17 protein-coding genes are annotated in these 17,551 nt (G+C 68.8%); 4 read left to right on the plus strand and 13 right to left on the minus strand.

The features are described 5' to 3' along the window. Positions 1-140: 140 nt before the first annotated feature. A complete protein-coding gene (locus AC5LXX_RS00255; RefSeq protein ID WP_124454549.1) occupies positions 141-1,067 on the plus strand; it encodes a LysR family transcriptional regulator in 927 nt (308 codons plus the stop codon). Between the two features lie 72 nt (positions 1,068-1,139). On the opposite strand, the gene AC5LXX_RS00260 is transcribed toward AC5LXX_RS00255, so the two are convergent. Both AC5LXX_RS00260 and AC5LXX_RS00265 read right to left on the minus strand, forming a co-directional pair. Continuing rightward, a complete protein-coding gene (locus AC5LXX_RS00260) occupies positions 1,140-2,702 on the minus strand; it encodes a DHA2 family efflux MFS transporter permease subunit (protein WP_493401958.1) in 1,563 nt (520 codons plus the stop codon). 178 nt (positions 2,703-2,880) lie between these two features. Beyond that, on the minus strand, positions 2,881-3,366 hold the full coding sequence (locus AC5LXX_RS00265; RefSeq protein WP_493410148.1) for a MarR family winged helix-turn-helix transcriptional regulator: 486 nt from the start codon (positions 3,364-3,366) through the stop codon (positions 2,881-2,883). A 174-nt stretch (positions 3,367-3,540) separates the two neighbouring features. Between AC5LXX_RS00265 and AC5LXX_RS00270 the strand changes: the two genes are divergently transcribed. Next, complete coding sequence (locus tag AC5LXX_RS00270) at positions 3,541-3,825, plus strand: multidrug ABC transporter ATPase (protein ID WP_493410149.1); 285 nt, start codon at positions 3,541-3,543, stop codon at positions 3,823-3,825. 264 nt (positions 3,826-4,089) lie between these two features. Then, positions 4,090-5,661 (plus strand): efflux transporter outer membrane subunit, encoded by a 1,572-nt coding sequence (locus AC5LXX_RS00275; protein WP_493410150.1) that lies wholly within the window; start codon positions 4,090-4,092, stop codon positions 5,659-5,661. A gap of 24 nt (positions 5,662-5,685) precedes the next feature. Here AC5LXX_RS00275 and AC5LXX_RS00280 read toward each other — a convergent pair whose 3' ends face one another. The 8 genes from AC5LXX_RS00280 to gspG are packed head-to-tail and all read right to left on the minus strand — an operon-like array spanning position 5,686 to position 11,681. Continuing rightward, a complete protein-coding gene (locus AC5LXX_RS00280) occupies positions 5,686-6,474 on the minus strand; it encodes a type II secretion system protein N (protein WP_493410151.1) in 789 nt (262 codons plus the stop codon). Between the two features lie 35 nt (positions 6,475-6,509). After that, a complete protein-coding gene (locus AC5LXX_RS00285; protein WP_124454559.1) occupies positions 6,510-7,016 on the minus strand; it encodes a type II secretion system protein M in 507 nt (168 codons plus the stop codon). Further along, positions 7,013-8,383, minus strand: a complete 1,371-nt coding sequence (gspL, locus tag AC5LXX_RS00290; protein WP_493410152.1) for a type II secretion system protein GspL — start codon at positions 8,381-8,383, stop codon at positions 7,013-7,015. The genes AC5LXX_RS00285 and gspL overlap by 4 nt, the downstream gene beginning before the upstream one ends. Before the next feature lie 26 nt (positions 8,384-8,409). After that, positions 8,410-9,549, minus strand: a complete 1,140-nt coding sequence (gspK, locus tag AC5LXX_RS00295; protein WP_493410153.1) for a type II secretion system minor pseudopilin GspK — start codon at positions 9,547-9,549, stop codon at positions 8,410-8,412. Between the two features lie 2 nt (positions 9,550-9,551). Next, positions 9,552-10,211, minus strand: coding sequence for a PulJ/GspJ family protein (locus AC5LXX_RS00300; protein ID WP_493411077.1), 660 nt, complete (start codon positions 10,209-10,211; stop codon positions 9,552-9,554). A gap of 7 nt (positions 10,212-10,218) precedes the next feature. Beyond that, positions 10,219-10,626: a type II secretion system minor pseudopilin GspI gene (gspI, locus tag AC5LXX_RS00305; protein WP_409364431.1), complete on the minus strand. Its 408-nt coding sequence runs from the start codon at positions 10,624-10,626 to the stop codon at positions 10,219-10,221. Then, positions 10,623-11,192: a GspH/FimT family pseudopilin gene (locus AC5LXX_RS00310; protein ID WP_493410154.1), complete on the minus strand. Its 570-nt coding sequence runs from the start codon at positions 11,190-11,192 to the stop codon at positions 10,623-10,625. The genes gspI and AC5LXX_RS00310 overlap by 4 nt, the downstream gene beginning before the upstream one ends. Positions 11,193-11,228: 36 nt before the next feature. Next, positions 11,229-11,681: a type II secretion system major pseudopilin GspG gene (gspG, locus tag AC5LXX_RS00315; protein WP_034188200.1), complete on the minus strand. Its 453-nt coding sequence runs from the start codon at positions 11,679-11,681 to the stop codon at positions 11,229-11,231. Positions 11,682-11,855: 174 nt separating this feature from the next. On the opposite strand from gspG, the gene AC5LXX_RS00320 reads away from it, so the two are divergent. Then, positions 11,856-12,266, plus strand: coding sequence for a type II secretion system protein N (locus tag AC5LXX_RS00320; RefSeq protein WP_034188199.1), 411 nt, complete (start codon positions 11,856-11,858; stop codon positions 12,264-12,266). Positions 12,267-12,305: 39 nt separating this feature from the next. Here the strand turns inward: AC5LXX_RS00320 and gspF are convergent, their stop codons facing one another. The 3 genes from gspF to gspD are packed head-to-tail and all read right to left on the minus strand — an operon-like array spanning position 12,306 to position 17,369. Beyond that, a complete protein-coding gene (gene gspF / locus AC5LXX_RS00325; RefSeq protein WP_124454572.1) occupies positions 12,306-13,523 on the minus strand; it encodes a type II secretion system inner membrane protein GspF in 1,218 nt (405 codons plus the stop codon). A 4-nt stretch (positions 13,524-13,527) separates the two neighbouring features. Then, the gene (gene gspE / locus AC5LXX_RS00330) at positions 13,528-15,027 is read right to left on the minus strand and encodes a type II secretion system ATPase GspE (RefSeq protein ID WP_124454574.1); all 1,500 of its coding nucleotides are present in this window, start codon (positions 15,025-15,027) and stop codon (positions 13,528-13,530) included. Continuing rightward, the gene (gene gspD / locus AC5LXX_RS00335; protein WP_493410155.1) at positions 15,024-17,369 is read right to left on the minus strand and encodes a type II secretion system secretin GspD; all 2,346 of its coding nucleotides are present in this window, start codon (positions 17,367-17,369) and stop codon (positions 15,024-15,026) included. Before gspD ends, gspE begins: the two co-directional genes overlap by 4 nt. Positions 17,370-17,551 lie beyond the last annotated feature (182 nt).

The following is a 17,551-nucleotide window of genomic DNA, read 5'->3' on the forward strand; positions in this document are numbered from 1 at the left end:
GGCGGGCTCCATACAGATCGTGCGTTGATGGTGTGAGTATAGGGTTTCCCCTAACCATAAATAAAATGACTTGTCTCTATCCTTGTCATTCCAATTCGGAATTCAGCTTGGGATTGCCGCACCAATTTGGGGAGATGTCGATGGAATTGCGCGCACTGCGGTACTTCGTCGAGGTGGTCCGCCAGCAGAGCTTCACGGCGGCCGCCGACAAGCTGTTCGTGACGCAGCCGACCATCAGCAAGATGGTGAAGGCGCTCGAGGACGAGATCGGTTCGCCGCTGCTGCTGCGCGACGGCCGGCAGATGGTGCTGACCGATGCGGGGCGGATCGTGTTCCAGCGCGGCCAGGACGTGCTCGCCGCGCAGGCGCAGCTGCAGTCGGAGCTGAAGGATCTCGGTACGCTCGGCCGCGGCGAGCTGACGATCGGCATCCCGCCGCTCGGCGGTTCGCTGTTCACGCCGATCATCGCCGCGTACAAGCAGCGCTACCCGAACATCGAGCTGAAGCTGTTCGAGCAGGGCGCGCGGATGATCGAGGCCGCGCTGACGTCGGGCGAGCTGGAGCTCGGCGGGCTGCTGGAGCCGGTCGATCCCGGCACCTTCGAGCGGCTGCCGATGGTGCGCGCGCCGCTGTGGCTCGTCGCGCCGCGCGAGTCGCGCTGGGAGGATCACGCGGCCGTGCCGCTCGCCGATCTCGCGCGCGAATCGTTCGTGTTCTATGCGGAAAGCCTCGCGCTGCACGACGCGGTGCTCGATGCGTGCCGGCAGGTCGGCTTCACGCCGTCGATCGTGAGCCGCAGCGGCCACTGGGATTTCATGGCCGCGCTCGTGCATGCGGGCGTCGGCATCGCGCTGCTGCCCGAGCCGTATTGCCGGCGGCTCGACGCCGGCCAGTTCACGTGCCGGCCGATCGTCGAGCCGGAAATCACGTGGGCGATCGCGCTCGGCTGGCTGAAGAAGGGTTACCTGTCGCACGCGGCGCGCGCGTGGCTCGACGTCGCGCGGGCGACGCTGCCGCTCGCGCCGGCAGACGATCTGGCGTTCGGAGGGTTGCGGGCGAGGGAGTGAGGGCCGGGCCGCCGGGCGATGAAGCGAACGGTGAAACAAAAAGGGCGGCCATGATGGCCGCCCGTCGGGTCCTCAGTGCCCCATCGCGGGCCCCGCCCCCTTCTTCGGCTTCGTGATCCACACGAGCGCCGCGAGCGCGATGAACATCACCGCCGACAGGTGGAAGAAGTCGTTCGTCGCCATCATGAAGCCCTGCTGGGTGACGAGCTGGTTGAGCTGCGCATTGGCCGTCTGCCCGACGATGCCGAGCTGCGCGAGCGCGCCCTGGTAGTCGGTCGTGTTCTGCGCGTAGATGCTCACCGATTCCGACAGCCGCGCATGGTGGTAGATCGCGTCGTTCTCCCAGAACGTCGAGCTGGCCGCGGTGCCGATCGCGCCGGACAGCGTGCGCAGGAAGTTCGACAGCCCCGACGCGCTCGCGAGCCGCTCGTCGGAGATGCTCGACAGCGTGATCGTCGTCATCGGCACGAAGAAGCACGCGACGCCGATCCCCTGCACGAGCCGCGGCAGGATCACGTGGTTGAACGGCACGTCGAGCGTGAACGTCGCGTTCCACAGCGACACGCCCGCGAACACGATGAACGCGAAGCTCGCGACCATCCGCAGGTCGAGCCGGTGCATGTTGCGGCCGATCAGCGGCGACAGCACGAGCGCGAGCAGCCCGACCGGCGCGGTCGCGAGGCCGGCCTTGCCGGCCGTGTAGCCCATCACCGTCTGCAGCCACAGCGGGAAGATCACGACCGAGCCGAAGAACGCCATGAAGCCGAACGAGATGATCAGCGCGCCGAGCGCGAAGTTGCGGTCCTTGAACAGCGACAGGTCGACCACCGGCTCCTTCTCAGTCGCCTCCCACACGAGCATGAACGCGATCGACACGACCGCGATCAGCGCCAGCGCGACGATGAACGACGAGTTGAACCAGTCGCGGTCCTTGCCGAGGTCGAGCATCATCTGCAGGCACGACACGCCGATCACGAGCAGCGCGAGGCCGATCGCGTCGATCCGCTGCTTCGATGTCTTCGTCTCGCGGCCGCGCAGCAGGAAATACGCGCAGGCCGCGGAGAAGATGCCGATCGGCAGGTTGATGTAGAAGATCCACGGCCATGTGTAGTTGTCGCTGATCCAGCCGCCCAGCAACGGGCCGAAGATCGGCGCGACGATCACCGTCATCGCCCATAGCCCGAGCGCGAGCCCGCGCTTCGCGGGCGGATAGCTGCGCATCAGGATCGTCTGCGACAGCGGCACCATCGGCCCCGACACGAGGCCCTGCAGCAGCCGGAACGCGATCAGCGTCTCGAAATTGGTCGCGAAGCCGCACAGGGCGGACGCGATCGTGAACGCGAGCACCGACAGCGTGAACAGCCGCACCTCGCCGACCCGCCGCGCGAGCCAGCCGGTGAGCGGCACCGCGATCGCGGACGCGACCGAATACGACGAGATCACCCAGGTGCCTTCGCTGGTCGCGACGCCGAGGCTGCCCGAGATGGTCGGCACCGCGACGTTCGCGATCGACGTGTCGAGCACTTCCATGAAGGTGCCGAGCGCGAGCCCGACGGTGAGCAGCGCGAGCGTCCCGCCGGACAGCGGCGCGGGTTCGGCGGCGGGGGAGGCGGCGGATGCCGTGGTGGCGGACATCGGAATCTCCTAGACGCGGCGCGCACGAGGCGCCGGCACAACGCACGGGCGCGCGACGCAGCGCGGCCCGGCCGGGTGGAACGAAAAAGGGAAAAAGCGGAGCGCGTGTCCTGTCATCTTCTGCCCAGACAGAGAAATAAGCGAATGCTTAACCTAGACATGGGGGCCTCCGCGCGCATCAGGCGTCTTCGTCGGGCTTCGGACAACCGGACGTGCCGAGCCCGTTGGCGATGAAGCGCTGCAGCAGGCCGGTGAGCGTCGCGAGTTCGTCGGCCGAGAAGCCTTCGAGCTGCGCGTTGAGCACGGTCGCGACCAGCGACGGCAGCGCGCGGGCGGCTTCGATGCCGCGCTCGGTCAGCGTCAGCTCGATCATCCGGCGGTCCTGCTCGCTGCGCGAGCGCGCGATCAACCCCTTGCGTTCGAGCCGGTCGAGCATCCGCGTCATCGAACCGCTGTCGTACGACATCTTGCGCGACAGCTCGAACGGCGTGCGCGCATAACCGCGCGACAACAGCAGGATCACGCCGATCTGCTGCGCGGTGAGATCGAGCGGCTCGAGCGCGCGATCCATCCGCTCGACGAGCGCCTGCTTCGCCTTCGACAGGTAATAGCCGAGGCTCGTTTCAAGCGCGATGTTCTCGGGATCGTAGAGGCCGCCGGTCATACGATTGCGCGCGCAGCAATAGTGCGTTTCAGGTTAAAACGCGCCCAGTATCTTGAAAAATGATTGCTTAGTCAATATTATTTGAGTCAACCAGTTACGACGTGCATGTTGCACTGCCGGAGACTATGTTCTGACCGATGCGCCCGCGCTGCGGGCACCCCGAGGATGTTCGCGATGCTGTTCCTGAAAAATGCCGCCGGCGCGCTGCGCCGCAACCTGACCGATACCGCTCATCATGTGTTTTCCGGGCCGCACCGCGGCTGGAAGATCGCGCTGTACGTGACGATGCTGGTCGTGCCGGGCGGCTCGCTCGCGGCGCTCGGATTCGCGTGGTTCGATCATCGCCGGCAGCGCAACGCGAAGGACGGCGCCCGCCGCACGAGCCAGCCGGCCGCCACGGAGCCGTCGACATGGCGGCCCGCCGCCGAGCCCGTCGCGGTGCCGGTGCGCTGCCACTGACACGCCACCCGCTGTCCCGCCTGATTTGGCCGGGCGCCTGCTGCGCTCCGCGCGGCAGGCGTCGCGCGCCCGTTTTCCCGCAAGCGATCCGTAATGGCCGGTAAACCGGCCAGCCGCGCCGGTAACACAATCAGGCCTTCGCGCACCGTACCCTTAGGGCTGCGCAGCTTCTCCGCCGTCAGTTACCATTTGTCCGCCAGCGGCATGACGACCGCATCGCGCGACGCCGCTCGCCGGCCGTCACGCCCAGACAGGAAAACCACCATGCCGTACGCCTCCCTCCCGCGCGCCCTTCGCCCGCTGAGCGCCGCCGTCGTCGTTGCGACGGCCGTGCTGCTCGCCGGCTGCGCCGTCGGGCCCGACTATCACCGGCCCGACACGTCGATTCCCGCCGCCTTCAAGGAAGCGCCGGCCGGCTGGAAGGTCGCGCAACCGGCCGACCGCGGCGATCGCGGCCCGTGGTGGACGGTCTACAACGATCCGCAGCTCGATACGCTGATCGGCAAGCTCAACGCGTCGAACCAGACCATCGCGCAATCGGCGGCCGCCTATCGGCAGGCACGCGCGCTCGTCACCGAAGCGCGCGCCGCGTATTTCCCGACCGTCGGGCTGACCGCATCGGGCTCGCGTGCCCGCACGCCGCGCACGTCGGTGTCGTCGGGCTCGTCGTCGAGTTTCGGCAGCGGATCGACCGGGTCGATCAACAACAGCTACAGCGTCGGCCTCGACGCCAGCTGGGAACCCGACCTGTGGGGCAAGGTGAGCCGCACCGTCAGCGCGCAGCGCGCCGGCGAAGCGGCGGCCGCGGCCGATCTCGCGAACGCACGACTGTCGCAGCAGGCGCTGCTCGCGCAGACCTATTTCCAGCTGCGCACGTCCGATGCGCTGCAAAAGCTGCTCGACGACACCGTGAAGTCGTACGAGCAGTCGCTGAAGCTCACGCAGAACCAGTACGCGCAGGGCGTCGCCGCACGCGCCGACGTGATCCAGGCGCAGACGCAGCTGCAGAGCGCGCAGGCCGCGCAGATCGACAACGGCGTCGCGCGTGCGCAGTACGAGCACGCGATTGCGACGCTGATCGGCGAACCGGCGTCGACCTTCTCGCTGTCGCCGAACCCGCTCGCGGCCGAGCCGCCGATCACGCCGGTCGACGTGCCGTCCGCGATCCTCGAACGCCGGCCCGACATCGCGGCGGCCGAGCGCCGCGCGGCGGCCGCGAACGAGCAGATCGGCGTCGCGATCGCCGCGTTCTTCCCCACCCTGACGCTGTCGGCCACCGGCGGCTTCCAGAGCTCGGTGTGGTCGCAGCTGTTCACGCTGCCGGCCCGTTTCTGGACGGTCGGCCCGCAGCTCGCGGCCACGCTGTTCGACGCCGGGCTGCGCGCCGCGCAGACCGACGCCGCGCGCGCGACCTACGACCAGGACGTCGCCGCGTATCGCCTCGCGGTGCTCACCGCATTCCAGGACGTCGAGGACAACCTCGCATCGCAGCGCATCCTCGCGCAGGAAATCGACGTGCAGCGGCAGGCCGTCGACAGCGCCGAGCACTCGCTCGCGATCGTCACGAACCAGTACAAGGCCGGCACGGTCGCGTACCTGAACGTGCTGACCGCGCAAACCACCGCATTCACCGCGCAGCAGAAGCTCGCGACGATCGCCGGCCAGCGGATGGTGTCGTCGGTCGGGCTCGTGAAGGCGCTCGGCGGCGGCTGGGACGTGGCGGACATGACGCGCGAGAACGGCGGCATGGCGGCACCGGCACCCGTGCCGGCGTCCGGTACGGCCGCACCTGCGGCCACCGCACCGTCGGCCGCTACGCCGCTCGCGCAGAAGTAGGAAGAGGAGCGGGCGACGCGCGCGTCAGCGCTGCGCGTCGCCGAAGATCAGCGATACCTCGTTGTTCCCGATCGGATGGCCGAGCAGGTTCAGCAGCCCGGCGAGGTTCGCCTGCTGTTCGGGCGCCGCATGCGCGGTGCCGCGGAACGATCCCTGGCCGGGACCGAAGTTGCCGTGCCCGTCGAGGAACAGCGGGCCCTGCGTCGTCGACAGGTCGAGATCGGCGCCTACACCCTTCGCCTGCAGCACCGCGCGGTACGAACCGAGCGGCTTCACGCGCGACACGCGCGAACTCATCGAGTCGATCGTCACCGTCAGCTGGCCGAACGCGTTGTTGCCGAACAGGCGCCAGTCGCTCCAGCCGACCCGCACGTCGCCCTGCAGGTCGAGCGTGTTGAACGGCGTGCCGAGCCCCGCGAGCAGCGACGCGGGCACGGCCATCGTGCCCGCCGACAGCACCGCGCCGCGCCACGTCGCATCGAGCGTGACCGCATCGGGCATCGCCTCGGTCTGCCGCATGCGCATCTGCACGCGCCCGGTCAGCAGCGGCCAGAAGCGCGTGGTCCATTCGACCCGGCCCGGCAGCAGCGTCGCCGCGCTCTGGTCGGCGCCCGGCGCGAGCATCAGCGTGCCCGAACCGTGCCACAGCGACCCGTCCGGGTCGACGAGATTCACGTGCCCGCCGGTCGCGCGTGCGAACTGCGGCGCGATCCACGCGGCCGGCGCGAGCGCGACGAGCGTCACCGCCGTCGCCAACCCGCCCGCCAGCACCCACAGCAATACGGCGGCGAGCCGTTTCATTCCCGGCCTCATCGGCCGACCGTCGCTTGCGTCGTCCACTGCGTCATCTATTTCTGTACGGAAGGTTGCATCACGGCCGTCAGGTCGACCTGGCCGTCGTCCTTCAGCGCGGTCGCGTGCGCCTCGCCGACCTGCACCTTGAATTGCCGGCGCGCATCGTCGAGCCACTGCGTCCACGCGGGGAACGACACGTTCTTCATCTGGATCTGCACGCCGTTGCCGACGATCTGCACCTGCGCGCCCTGCAGCCCGTGATCGGACAGCGACGCGGTCAACGCGTCCTTCAGCGCGAGGCCGGTCGGCGCGACGCCCTGCGCGGCGGCCGTCAACGACTTCGCCTCGTTCGCCTGCGCGGTCATCTGCGCGAGTTCCTGGCGCATCGTCGGCAGCTCGCGCTGGATCCGGGCGCGGCCTTCCTGCGCGGGCGACCACAGCACCGAATACGCGATCGCGACGGCCAGCACGGCGCCGCCCCAGCCGAGCAGCGTCTTCTCGCGCGGCGAGCGCTCACCCCAGAACTGGGCCAGCGTCTGGTTCAGTTGTTCGGTTTTCATGAGCGGCTCCGGATCGTCCATTTGCCCGTGTTGCTGTCGACTTCGCCGGACAGTCCGTTACGTGCGAGGCGCTGCGTGAAATCGGGATCGACCTTGACCTCCGGCTTGAAGCCCACGTCGAGCCGCCGGTCGTGATAGTCGAGCGACGCGATGCCGTTCAGCGGCAGCGCGCCCATCGAGCGCGACAGCCCGCTCGACAGCGCGAGGAAATCGTTCGGCGACAGCTCGCCGGCCGCGAGGCGCAGCTGGTCGAGCTGGCGCTGCATCTGCGCGGGCGGATCGAGCACCGTCGTCGTCTTCGGGAACGCGGACAGCAGCGTCTCGGTGATCTGCGCGGACAGCGCATCGCGCTCGCGCGACAGCTTCCACCAGTGCAGGTTCATCCCGATCACCGCGACGCCGAGCGTCGCCGCGGCAAGCGCGAGCGGCACGCGCAGGCGCTTCAGCGTCGCGCGGTCGAAGCGCCACGGCTGCGACTCGAATTCGAACTGGCACAGATCGAACTTCTCGGTGAGCGCGCGGCGCGCGAACGTGTCGAACGGCAGCGGGGCGGCGCCCGGCAACAGCGCCGCGTCAGGTCGGCCGACCGATGCGAGCCGCGGCTCCGCGCCCGGTTCGCCGAGTTCGTACAGTTCGACGTCGCCGCCGCGTGCGAGCGCGGTCAGCGTGCCGGCCGCGCGCGCCGCAGGCGCCGCGAAGCCTTCGCCGAGCGCGCCGCGCGCCACGGCGAGTTCGAGGCGCGGCGCACCGGCTGCGGCCGGCTGCGCGCCGGCCTCGACGAGCACCGGTTCGACCGACGTCGCGAGCCCGAGCACCGCGGCGACCGTCGCCGGACGGACGGCCGGCTCGACGACATCCGTGGCGAGCGCGGCGACGGTGCTCTCGCCGTCGGCTGGCGCGATCGATGCCGGTTCGGCCGACGCGCGCGGCGCCGGCAGGCAGCGGGTGGCGGGCACCGCGCTCAGGTGCCGGTGGCCGGCGGCCGTGAACGCGTCGCAGATCGTGCGGAACCACGCGCGATCGACGACGGCCAGCACGCGGCGCCCGTCGGGCAGCGCGGTGGGATCGAGCGCGATGTGGCAGCCGAGCGGATCCTGGATCAGCTGATCCTCGACGATGTTGGGCAGCGCCTGGCGCAGCTTCGGCCCCTTCAGCGGCGGCACGGTCGCGGCCAGCAGCAGCACGTCGCGCGCGGCGACGATCAGCACCGTCGCGTTCGCGCGCGGCAGCAGCGCGAGCGCGGCGCGCCCCGCACGCTGCACCTGGCCGGCCTTGTCGACGAGCGTGAACGGCAGCTCGGGCCACTGCCATTCCTGCAACGGCACGGCAGGCTCGCGCGGCGGCAAAGAAACAATCAACGTGCTCACAAGAGCTCCTCTCCCGATTGGCGTCGTTATAGCTGGTCGCGGATACGCACGACCCGCGTCGAGTGCGTGGTCGGATCACGATACACGAGCGAGGTGCGGTCGACCTCCGCGCGATCGTGCTGGATCCGGCCGTGCACGATGAAATAACTCGAATTGACGTCGACGAGGCTCGAGTCGACCGTCACGTTCGGCGGCGCGCCGGCGCCGCGCAGCGCGAGCTGCACGTCGCCGACGTTCCGGAAAAACACGGTCTCGCGGCGCGACACGAGCGCCTGCGCGGACGACACGCTCATCCCCGGTATCAGCGCGGCGATCACTTCGGCCGGCGCGGTATTCATGTTCACGGGCGTCGTGGTCGGCAGCACGGTAACGAACGGGCGCAGCCGCGCGACCATCTCGGGCGTCACGCCGTCGACGTCGAGCAGGCTGTCGACGCTCGTCATCATCAGCGGCGCGGGCCCGCGATCGCCGCCGGAAAGCCCGGGATCGTCGGTGAAGCCGCTGCCTTGCTGGTCGCCGCTCGTCACCGGCGCAGTCGCGGCGTTCGCCGCGGTACCGCCGCCGCCGGGCAGGTTCGGCATCTGGAAGCGCGTCGCCGAATGCAGCAGGCCCGCGCGCACCTGCAGCGCGATGCGCTTCGCGAACGCGCCGTCGTAGCCGAGCGTCGTCAGCAGGCGCTGGAATGCCTGGAGCTGCGTGACGTTCAGCTGCAGCACGCCGGGCGCCGGCGACGACACGAGGTTGCGCAGGTTGAACTTCGCCTGCGCGTCCTCGATCGAGCCGGAGATATAGGTGTCTTCGCCGCCGCTGTCGTTGGGGGCGCCGATCCGGCCGAGGAAATCCGACAGCTTCGTCTTCGCGATCGGCACGCCCCAGATCCCGCCGAGATAGGTGATGCCGGGCGCTGTATCGCCTTCGGAGCGCAGGATCATCCGCGTCCAGTCGAGCGCGCCGCGCGCGACCCACTGCGCCTGCGCGATCACGCGCTGGTTCTCGATGCGGCGGATCTGCACCTGCTGGCGCCACAGCATCCCCGAGACGAGAATCGCGGACAGCGCGACGACGAGCAGCGCGGTGATGATCGCGGCGCCGCGCTGGCGGCCGCGTGCCTGCATGCGCGCGGCAGCGCGGTTGAAGGAGGAGCGACGGGACGGGCGCGCGCGCATCGTCATTCCCCGACGAGGAAGATGCGCGTGACCGGCACGCGCAGCGACGTCGCGCCTATGCTGACCTGCAGCCCGGTCACCGCGCGCGCCGGCGGCGCGTTGCCGATCTGCGGCACCTTGAGCGCATCGTTGTTCTGCGCGAGCGCGTCGTCGGCCGTCTGCAGGTTGGTGGTCCAGCCCACGCGCGGCACGTACAGCTTCGCGTCGATCGCGCCGACGCCTCCCATCAGCGCGACCCAGCTCCAGCCTTCGACGCTGCTGTCCTTCAGCACGGCGCGCAGCCGGTTCGCGTCGTCGATCGGCGGCGATGCATAGCGCACGACGCGCCCGCCGGCGATCCGGTAGCGGACCACTTGCAGCCGCGGCGCGGCGCCCGGCACCTCGAGTTCGCGCACGATCTGCAGCGTATTGCCGGCGACGCCGATCGCCGGCTGGCCGGCCTCGTCGTCGGTCGCGGCGAGCCGCGCGTCGATGCGCATCTGGTCGAACATCTGCGCGAACACGCGTTCGTCTTCCATCGCGGCTGCCACCTTGTCGCGGCCGCGCATGATCTGGTCGAGCCCGCGCCACGCGAGGATCGCGACCACCGCGAGGATCGCGATCGCGATCATCAGCTCGATCAGCGTGAAGCCGCGGGCGCGGCGGCCGGACGGGCGGCGCATCGGCGCGTCAGAGCGGACGGCTGGTTTCATTCGCGACCACCGTCACCATCTGCGCGAGCACGCCGGACTGGCCGGGCATGCTCACCGAAATCCGCACGCGCCGGAACACCGGGTTCGGCGTCGTGCTCACACGCTGCGTGCAGACGAGCTGCACGTTGCCTTGCGAGCAGTCGAAGCTCTGCTCGCCGACCTCCGGCCACGCATGCGTGAGCCGCAACTGCGCGAGCGCGTTGTCGGCGCTCCAGCCGGCCAGCAGCCGGCGATGCAGGTCGGACGCGTTGTTCGCCATCGTGCCGACCGCACGGATCGACGCGGCGAGCGCGACCGCGATGATCGCGAGTGCGACGAGCACCTCGATCATCGTGAAACCGCGCGATGAAGAAAGGGAGGAGGGCAGGCGACGACGCATCGTCATTGCACCTCGTAGCGGCCGTTGCCGGTGCCGACGATCGTCGCGCTGCCGGCGGCCGAATGCAGCGTCACGCGCACCGGCGTGTCGATGCTTTCGGTACCGAACACCACGCGATTCGCATGCGTGTCGGAACCCGGATAGTCGATGTCGGCGCCCGTGACGCCGCCGTCCCAGTCGCGCGGGCGCAGCAGGTCGTCGCGCAGCGTGCGCCAGCCGTCGGGCGAGCTCACGTCGAACCGGAAACCGTGCTCGGTCGGCTGCCATGCGATCGGCCGCGCGCGCACCTGCGCTTCGTCGCCGGCCGTCTCGAACAGCAGCGCGACGCGCTGCGCCTCTTCACGCAGGTCGGTGCGCGGATTGCGCGTCAGCGACAGCGACGCGAGCGACACGAGCAGCCCCGCGATCACCAGCACGACCAGCATTTCGAGCAGCGTGAAGCCACGCGCGCGACGACGCGGCGCGCCATGCTTCATCGGGCCGCCGTCGGCGCGTGCCGGTACGAACGACACCGCGCCGCGACGCGCACGGCGATCGCGACCGCAGCGGGAGGCCGTGCGAATGGCGGGCATGAAGAACGGAAATGAAACGTCGGGCCGATTGCCGGCTTATTGCCACGAACCGATGTCGGTATCGTTGCCTTCGCCGCCTTCCTTGCCGTCGGCGCCGTAGCTGAACACGTCGATCTCGCCGTGCACGCCCGGGTTCAGGTACTTGTATCCGTTACCCCACGGGTCGTTCGGCAGGCGTTCGAGATAGCCGCCGTCCTTCCAGTTGTTCGGGATCGGATCGGTGGTCGGCTTCTGGATCAGCGAATTCAGGCCCTGCTCCTGGGTCGGATAGCGACCGTTGTCGAGACGGTACAGCTTGAGCGCCTGCATGATCGTGCCGATGTCCTGCTTCGCGGCGATGCGGCGCGCCTCGTCCGGGCGGCTCATGATCTTCGGCACGATCAGCGCCGCCAGGATCCCGAGGATCGCGACCACCACCATGATCTCGATCAGCGTGAAACCGCGCTGGCGACGCACGGCCGCGTTGCGGCGAGTGATCCACGTTTGCATGACTGACTACCTCTTCCAAAAAATGTCGTCGATTGAGTGACGCACCCCGCGCACCGGGCGATTGCCTGACGGCAAGCTTCCGGTCCCGCGGGCGCGGAGCACGCATTGTAAGGCGCGCATCGTCGAGGGCTTTCACCCAACGCAAATTTCATATACATCCGTACAATAGCGCGCATGAACGCGCTCTCGATCCGGATCCTTTCCCTAGCCCTCTTCGCGGGTTTGTGCGCGACGGCCACCTACTGGGTCGTCACGCTGTCGGCCCGCGAAGCGCCGCTGCCCGCCGCCGCCGCGCGGCTGCCGATCCGCACCGAGGACGCCGCTGCGCTCTTCGGCGGCCAGCTCGACAAGAATCCCGTCCAGGACATCCACCTGTTCGGCATTCTCGCGCTCGACCATGGCGGTGCCGCGATCGTCGGCGTCGGCGGCGAACCGCCGCGCGCCGTGTCGCTCGGCGCGGACGTCACGCCCGGCGCGAAGCTTGCCGAAGTCCGCCCGCGCTCGATCATCGTCGACCGCAACGGCGCCCGCGCCGAAATCCAGCTCCCGGCGAACACGCCGTCCCCCGCGATCTACATGCGCTGATGCGCTGAACGGCGACGGCCTGACAGTCAGGCCGTCACGTCACTGCACCATGTTGTTCAGCTCGATGATCGGCAGCATCACCGCCAGCACGATCACGAGCACGATGCCGCCCATCGCCAGGATCAGCAGCGGCTCCAGCAGGCTCGTCAGGAACATGGTGCGACGTTCGAGCTCGCGCGCTTCACCTTCGGCCGCGCGATCCAGCATCGTCGTCACGTCGCCCGTCGCCTCACCCGAACGGATCAGGTGCACGAGCACCGGCGGAAACGTCTTCACGTTGTTCAGCGCGCGCGACAGCGCGGAGCCTTCGCGCACGCGCACGATCGCATCGTCGATGTTCGCGCGCATCGCGCGGTTCGACAGCGTCTCGCCGGCCGCCTGCAACGCGCGCAGGATCGGCACGCCGGCCGCGGTCAGGATGCCGAGCGTGCTCGCGAAGCGCACCGTGTTGTAGCCGCGCACGAGCTTGCCCGCGAGCGGCGCGGTCAGCACCCAGCGGTCGAACGCGAGCCGCGGCCCGTCGCGCGACAGCGTCGCCTTCACGAACCACACGACCAGCACGAATGCGATCAGGATCGCCCACCACCAGTGCCGCACGAAATCCGACAGCGCCATCATCACGACCGTGAGGATCGGCAACTGCTGTTTCGTACTCGCGAACACGTTGACGACCTGCGGCACGACGTAGCTCAAAAGGAACGTGACGATGCCGAACGCGATCAGCGTGACGATCCCCGGATAGGTGAACGCCAGCAGGATCTTCTGCTTCAGCGCGTTGCTCTGCTCGATGTAGTCGGCGAGACGCGACAGCACGATGCCGAGCTTGCCGGTGTGTTCGCCCGCCGCGACGAGCGCGCGGTAGATTTCCGGAAAGTCGCGCGGATGCTGGCCCAGCGCATTCGCGAGCGAATGGCCGCCGAGCACCTCGGCGCGGATCGCGGCCATCAGTTCGCGGATGTAGTCGCGCTCGGCCTGCTCGGTGAGCACGCCCAACGCCTCGTCGAGCGGCAGCCCCGCGATCAGCAGGCTCGCGAGCTGGCGCGTGAGGATCGCCTGTTCGCGCTGCGACAGCTTGCGGCCGAACGCGAGCCGCTGCGAACGCGCGCCGCGCGTCGCGCTGGCGGCCGGCTCGACGACGAGCGGCGTGAGCCCCTGCGTGCGCAGCTGGCCACGCGCGGCGCGCGCGCTGTCGGCGTCGATGACGCCCTTCTGCGCGCGTCCCGCCGAATCGATTGCTTCGAAACGGAATGCCGGCATCGCGCTATGCGCCTCCCGTCACGCGCAGCACTTCCTCGAGCGACGTCGCGCCGGACGCGAGCCAGCGCTCGGCATCGTCGCGCAGCGTGCGCATCCCTTCCGCACGGCCGGCGGCGAGAATCTCGGCATCGGCCGCGTTGCGGTGGATCAGCGTGCGGATCGATTCGTCGACCAGCAGCAATTCGTACACGCCGCGCCGGCCCGCATAACCCGAATGTCCGCACTTGTCGCAGCCGACCGGATGCCACACGGTGCGGCCGTCCTCGTGCCGCTCTTCCTTGCAGACGGGGCAGAGCTGGCGCACGAGGCGCTGCGCGAGCACGCCGAGCAGCGACGACGCGAGCAGGTACGGCTCGACACCCATGTCGGTCAGGCGCGTGACGGCGGACGCCGCATCGTTCGTGTGCAGCGTCGCGAGCACCAGGTGGCCCGTCAGCGACGCCTGCACCGCGATCTGCGCGGTTTCGAGGTCGCGGATTTCACCGATCATGATCACGTCCGGATCCTGGCGCAGGATCGAGCGCAGCGCACGGGCAAAGGTCATCCCGATCCGCTCGTTCACCTGCGTCTGGCCGATCCCGCCGAGGTCGTATTCGATCGGATCCTCGACGGTCATGATGTTGGTCGTCGCGGTCTCGAGCCGCGACATCGACGCGTACAGCGTAGTCGTCTTGCCCGAACCGGTCGGGCCCGTGACGAGCACGATGCCGTGCGGGCGCGCGATCAGCTTGTCGAACTGGACGAGCGTGTCGCGGCCCATCCCGAGCGCCTCGAGGTTCAGGCGCTGCGCGTCTTTTTCCAGCAGACGCAGCACCGCGCGCTCGCCGTGCCCGGTCGGCAGCGTCGACACGCGCACGTCGACCGGCCGGCCGCCGACGCGCAGCGTGATGCGGCCGTCCTGCGGCAGGCGTTTCTCCGCGATGTCGAGCTGCGCCATGATCTTGATCCGCGAGATCAGCGCGCCGTGCAGCGCCTTCTTCGGGCGCACGACGTCGCGCAGCGTGCCGTCGACGCGAAAACGCACGACCGACGCATTCTCGAACGGCTCGATGTGGATGTCCGATGCCTGCTCGCGCGCGGCTTGCGTGAGCAGCGCGTTGATCATCCGGATGATCGGCGCGTCGTCTTCCGACTCGAGCAGATCCTCGACTTCGGGGATGTCCTGCATCAGCCGCGACAGGTCGACTTCGCCTTCGACCTCGCCGACCACCTGCGCGGCGCTGCCGTCCTGGCGCGCGTACGCCTGGTTGATCGCCTGCGCGAGCTCGTCGGCCGGCACGTGGTGCACGGCGATCGAGCCGAAATTGCGCGCGATTTCCGCGAGCGCGGCATCGCTCGTGCGTTCGCTGATCCACACCTCGAGCGTGTCGTCGAGCTGGTGCGCGATCAGCACCTGGCCGCTCTTCGCGAAGCCGTACGGCAGCATCCGCGCGGCGAGCGGCGACGGCGGCTGGCGTTCGCCCGGCGCGCCGTCGTGGGTGGAAGACGCGTGCACGTCGCTCACTGCGACGCTCCCGGCGTGGCCGTCAGCGGCTGTTGCGGCACGGCCTGCTGCGGCACGCTCTGCGGCTGCGCGGGCGTCGCTTCCGGCAACGGCTGGGCCGGCACCGGCACGACCTGGCGCTGCAGTTGCTGGCGACGCATCTTGTCGAGATCGAACAGGTTGCCGGCCGGCGTGCCGCCCTGGCTCGGGCCGATCGGCATCGGCGGGACGACCGGATCGTCCTTGTCGCGGATCACGTTGTTGTCCGACTTGTACGCACCCGTCACGCCCTGGATGTAGTCGTAGCGGTTGGACGTGACTGCCTGCGCGGTACTGCGATCGGAGATGATCACCGGGCGCAGGAACACCATCAGGTTGGTTTTCGCGCGCACCTTCGATTCGGAACGGAACAGCTGGCCGATCCACGGGATGTCGCCGAGCAGCGGCACCTTGCTGTTCGATACCTGGTAGTTGTCCTGCATCAGGCCGCCAAGCACGATGATCTCGCCGTTGTCGGCCAGGATCGTCGACTGGATCGAGCGCTTCGTGAAGGTCGGGCCGGTCTGCGCGTTCGTGGTACCGCTGACGACCGCCGAATCCTCGGTATAGAGCTGCAGCTTCAGGATCCCGCCGTCGGTGATCTGCGGCTTCACGTGCAGCGTCAGGCCGACGTCGCGGCGGTCGTAGGTATTGAATGCGTTGCTCGTCGTGCCGCTCGTCAGGTTCGAATACGAGCCGGTCGCGATCGGCACGTTCTGGCCGACGACGATCTTCGCTTCCTCGTTATCGAGCGTGATCAGGTTCGGCGTCGACAGCACGTTCGCGTCGCTCACGCCCGCGAAGTATTGCAGCAGCGCGCCGAGCCCCTGCACGCCGAACATGTTGTGCAGCCAGCCGATATTGAGCCCCTGGGACAACTGCCCGAGATTGGAGGCCAGCCCGCCGCCGGTGACCCCGCCGGCTGCGTTGGTCAAGCCGCCCGCCGTCAGGTTGATGATGCTGTTGCCGAGGCCCAGCCCGGGGTTCAGGTTCGTGCCGCCGAGAAACTGGCCGCTCGCCACCTGCCACTGGATGCCGAGGTTGCCCTGCGACGTCGAATTCAGCTCGACGATCAGCGCTTCGATATAGACCTGCGCGCGCCGTGCGTCGAGCTGGTCGATCACCGAGCGCAGGTTCCGGTACACCGGATCGGACGCGGTGATGATCAGCGAGTTGGTGGCCGAGTCGGCCTGGATCATCCCGCCCGGCTGGTTGTCGTCGCCGCTCTTGTCCTTGTCGCCGCCGAGCAGGCCGCCGGTACCAAGGCCACCGCCGGACGTGCCGCTGCCATACCCGGACGAGGACGACGAGCCGCCCAGGCCGCCCGACGGCAGCGGCGGCGTGCCGGACGTGCCGGTCGAGAAGTTGCCGCTCGACGACGAGCCGCCATTCTGGTTGAAGCTGTTCGCATCGTTGGACGATGCCGACGAACCGCTGTCGTTGCCGCCGCCCTTGCCGAGCATCCCGCGCAGCGTTTTCGCGAGCTTCACCGCATCGGCGTTGCGCAGCGGCACGACGTGCATGTTGCCGGGCACCGCGCTCGGCGCGTCGAGCTGCTGCACGAGGCGCTTCGCGGCCGCGAGGCGCGACGCGCTCGACGCGCGCAGCATCAGCGAGTTGGTCCGCGGGTCGGCCGTGACCGACACCTTCAGCGTCGCGTCGCTGTTGCCGATCGCGCCCGGGTCGAGCATTTTCTGCAGCTGCGCGGCGAGGTCGATCGCGTTTGCGTTACGCAGCGGCACGACCTGCACCTGCGCGCCCGCGGCGCTGTCGACGCCCGAGATGATCTGCGCGATGCGGCGCACGTTGTCCGCATAGTCGGTCACGACGATCGTGTTGTTCGCCGGGTAGGCCGTCACCGTGTTGTTCGGCGAGATCAGCGGCCGCAGCACGGGCAGCAGGTTGTTCGCCGATTCGTTGTGCAGCTCGAACACCTGCGTGATCACCTGGTCGCCGCGGGCCTGCGGTGCATTGCCGACATAGGTCGGCACGCCCTGGAGCTTCGCATCGGCTTCCGGCACGACCTTCAGCACGCCGTGATCCTGCACGAGTGCGAAGCCCTGCATGCGCAGCGCCGACTGCAGCGTCTTCAGCGCCTGGTCTTCCGGCACCGGACGTTCGGCCACGAGGTTGAGCTGCCCCTTCACGCGGGGGTCGACGATGATGGTCTTGCCGGTTGCGGCGCCGATCGCTTTCGCGACCTGGTCGATGTCCGCATTCACGAAATTGAGCGTGACCTGAGCGTAGGCGGCCTGCGAGGCGATGATGCCGGCGACGAGGAGGGTCGTGGCAACGCGCCGCATAACGAAGCGATTTCTTGTCATGGATGAATGGGTCGATGCCGGCTCAGGCCACTTCCGGCGGTAGTGCTGGGATCCAAGTCCGAAAGAGGCGACATTAGCAGTTTTTCATGTCCGAAATATCACATTGATCCGAGGACTGTCTCACATACGACATGTATCCGGCGAATCGTATGCAATATGTAAGAATAGGCGCGGCTCTCCGC

It is taken from the genome of Burkholderia torrens, from assembly GCF_984668525.1.

Coding starts and splice junctions, on each gene's coding strand:
- AC5LXX_RS00255 (WP_124454549.1), top strand. CDS start 141: ATGGAATTGCGCGCACTGCGGTACTTCGTCGAGGTGGTCCGCCAGCAG.
- AC5LXX_RS00260 (WP_493401958.1), bottom strand. CDS start 2,702: ATGTCCGCCACCACGGCATCCGCCGCCTCCCCCGCCGCCGAACCCGCG.
- AC5LXX_RS00265 (WP_493410148.1), bottom strand. CDS start 3,366: ATGACCGGCGGCCTCTACGATCCCGAGAACATCGCGCTTGAAACGAGC.
- AC5LXX_RS00270 (WP_493410149.1), top strand. CDS start 3,541: ATGCTGTTCCTGAAAAATGCCGCCGGCGCGCTGCGCCGCAACCTGACC.
- AC5LXX_RS00275 (WP_493410150.1), top strand. CDS start 4,090: ATGCCGTACGCCTCCCTCCCGCGCGCCCTTCGCCCGCTGAGCGCCGCC.
- AC5LXX_RS00280 (WP_493410151.1), bottom strand. CDS start 6,474: ATGAGGCCGGGAATGAAACGGCTCGCCGCCGTATTGCTGTGGGTGCTG.
- AC5LXX_RS00285 (WP_124454559.1), bottom strand. CDS start 7,016: ATGAAAACCGAACAACTGAACCAGACGCTGGCCCAGTTCTGGGGTGAG.
- gspK (WP_493410153.1), bottom strand. CDS start 9,549: ATGCGCGCGCGCCCGTCCCGTCGCTCCTCCTTCAACCGCGCTGCCGCG.
- AC5LXX_RS00300 (WP_493411077.1), bottom strand. CDS start 10,211: ATGCGCCGCCCGTCCGGCCGCCGCGCCCGCGGCTTCACGCTGATCGAG.
- gspI (WP_409364431.1), bottom strand. CDS start 10,626: ATGACGATGCGTCGTCGCCTGCCCTCCTCCCTTTCTTCATCGCGCGGT.
- AC5LXX_RS00310 (WP_493410154.1), bottom strand. CDS start 11,192: ATGCCCGCCATTCGCACGGCCTCCCGCTGCGGTCGCGATCGCCGTGCG.
- gspG (WP_034188200.1), bottom strand. CDS start 11,681: ATGCAAACGTGGATCACTCGCCGCAACGCGGCCGTGCGTCGCCAGCGC.
- AC5LXX_RS00320 (WP_034188199.1), top strand. CDS start 11,856: ATGAACGCGCTCTCGATCCGGATCCTTTCCCTAGCCCTCTTCGCGGGT.
- gspF (WP_124454572.1), bottom strand. CDS start 13,523: ATGCCGGCATTCCGTTTCGAAGCAATCGATTCGGCGGGACGCGCGCAG.
- gspD (WP_493410155.1), bottom strand. CDS start 17,369: ATGACAAGAAATCGCTTCGTTATGCGGCGCGTTGCCACGACCCTCCTC.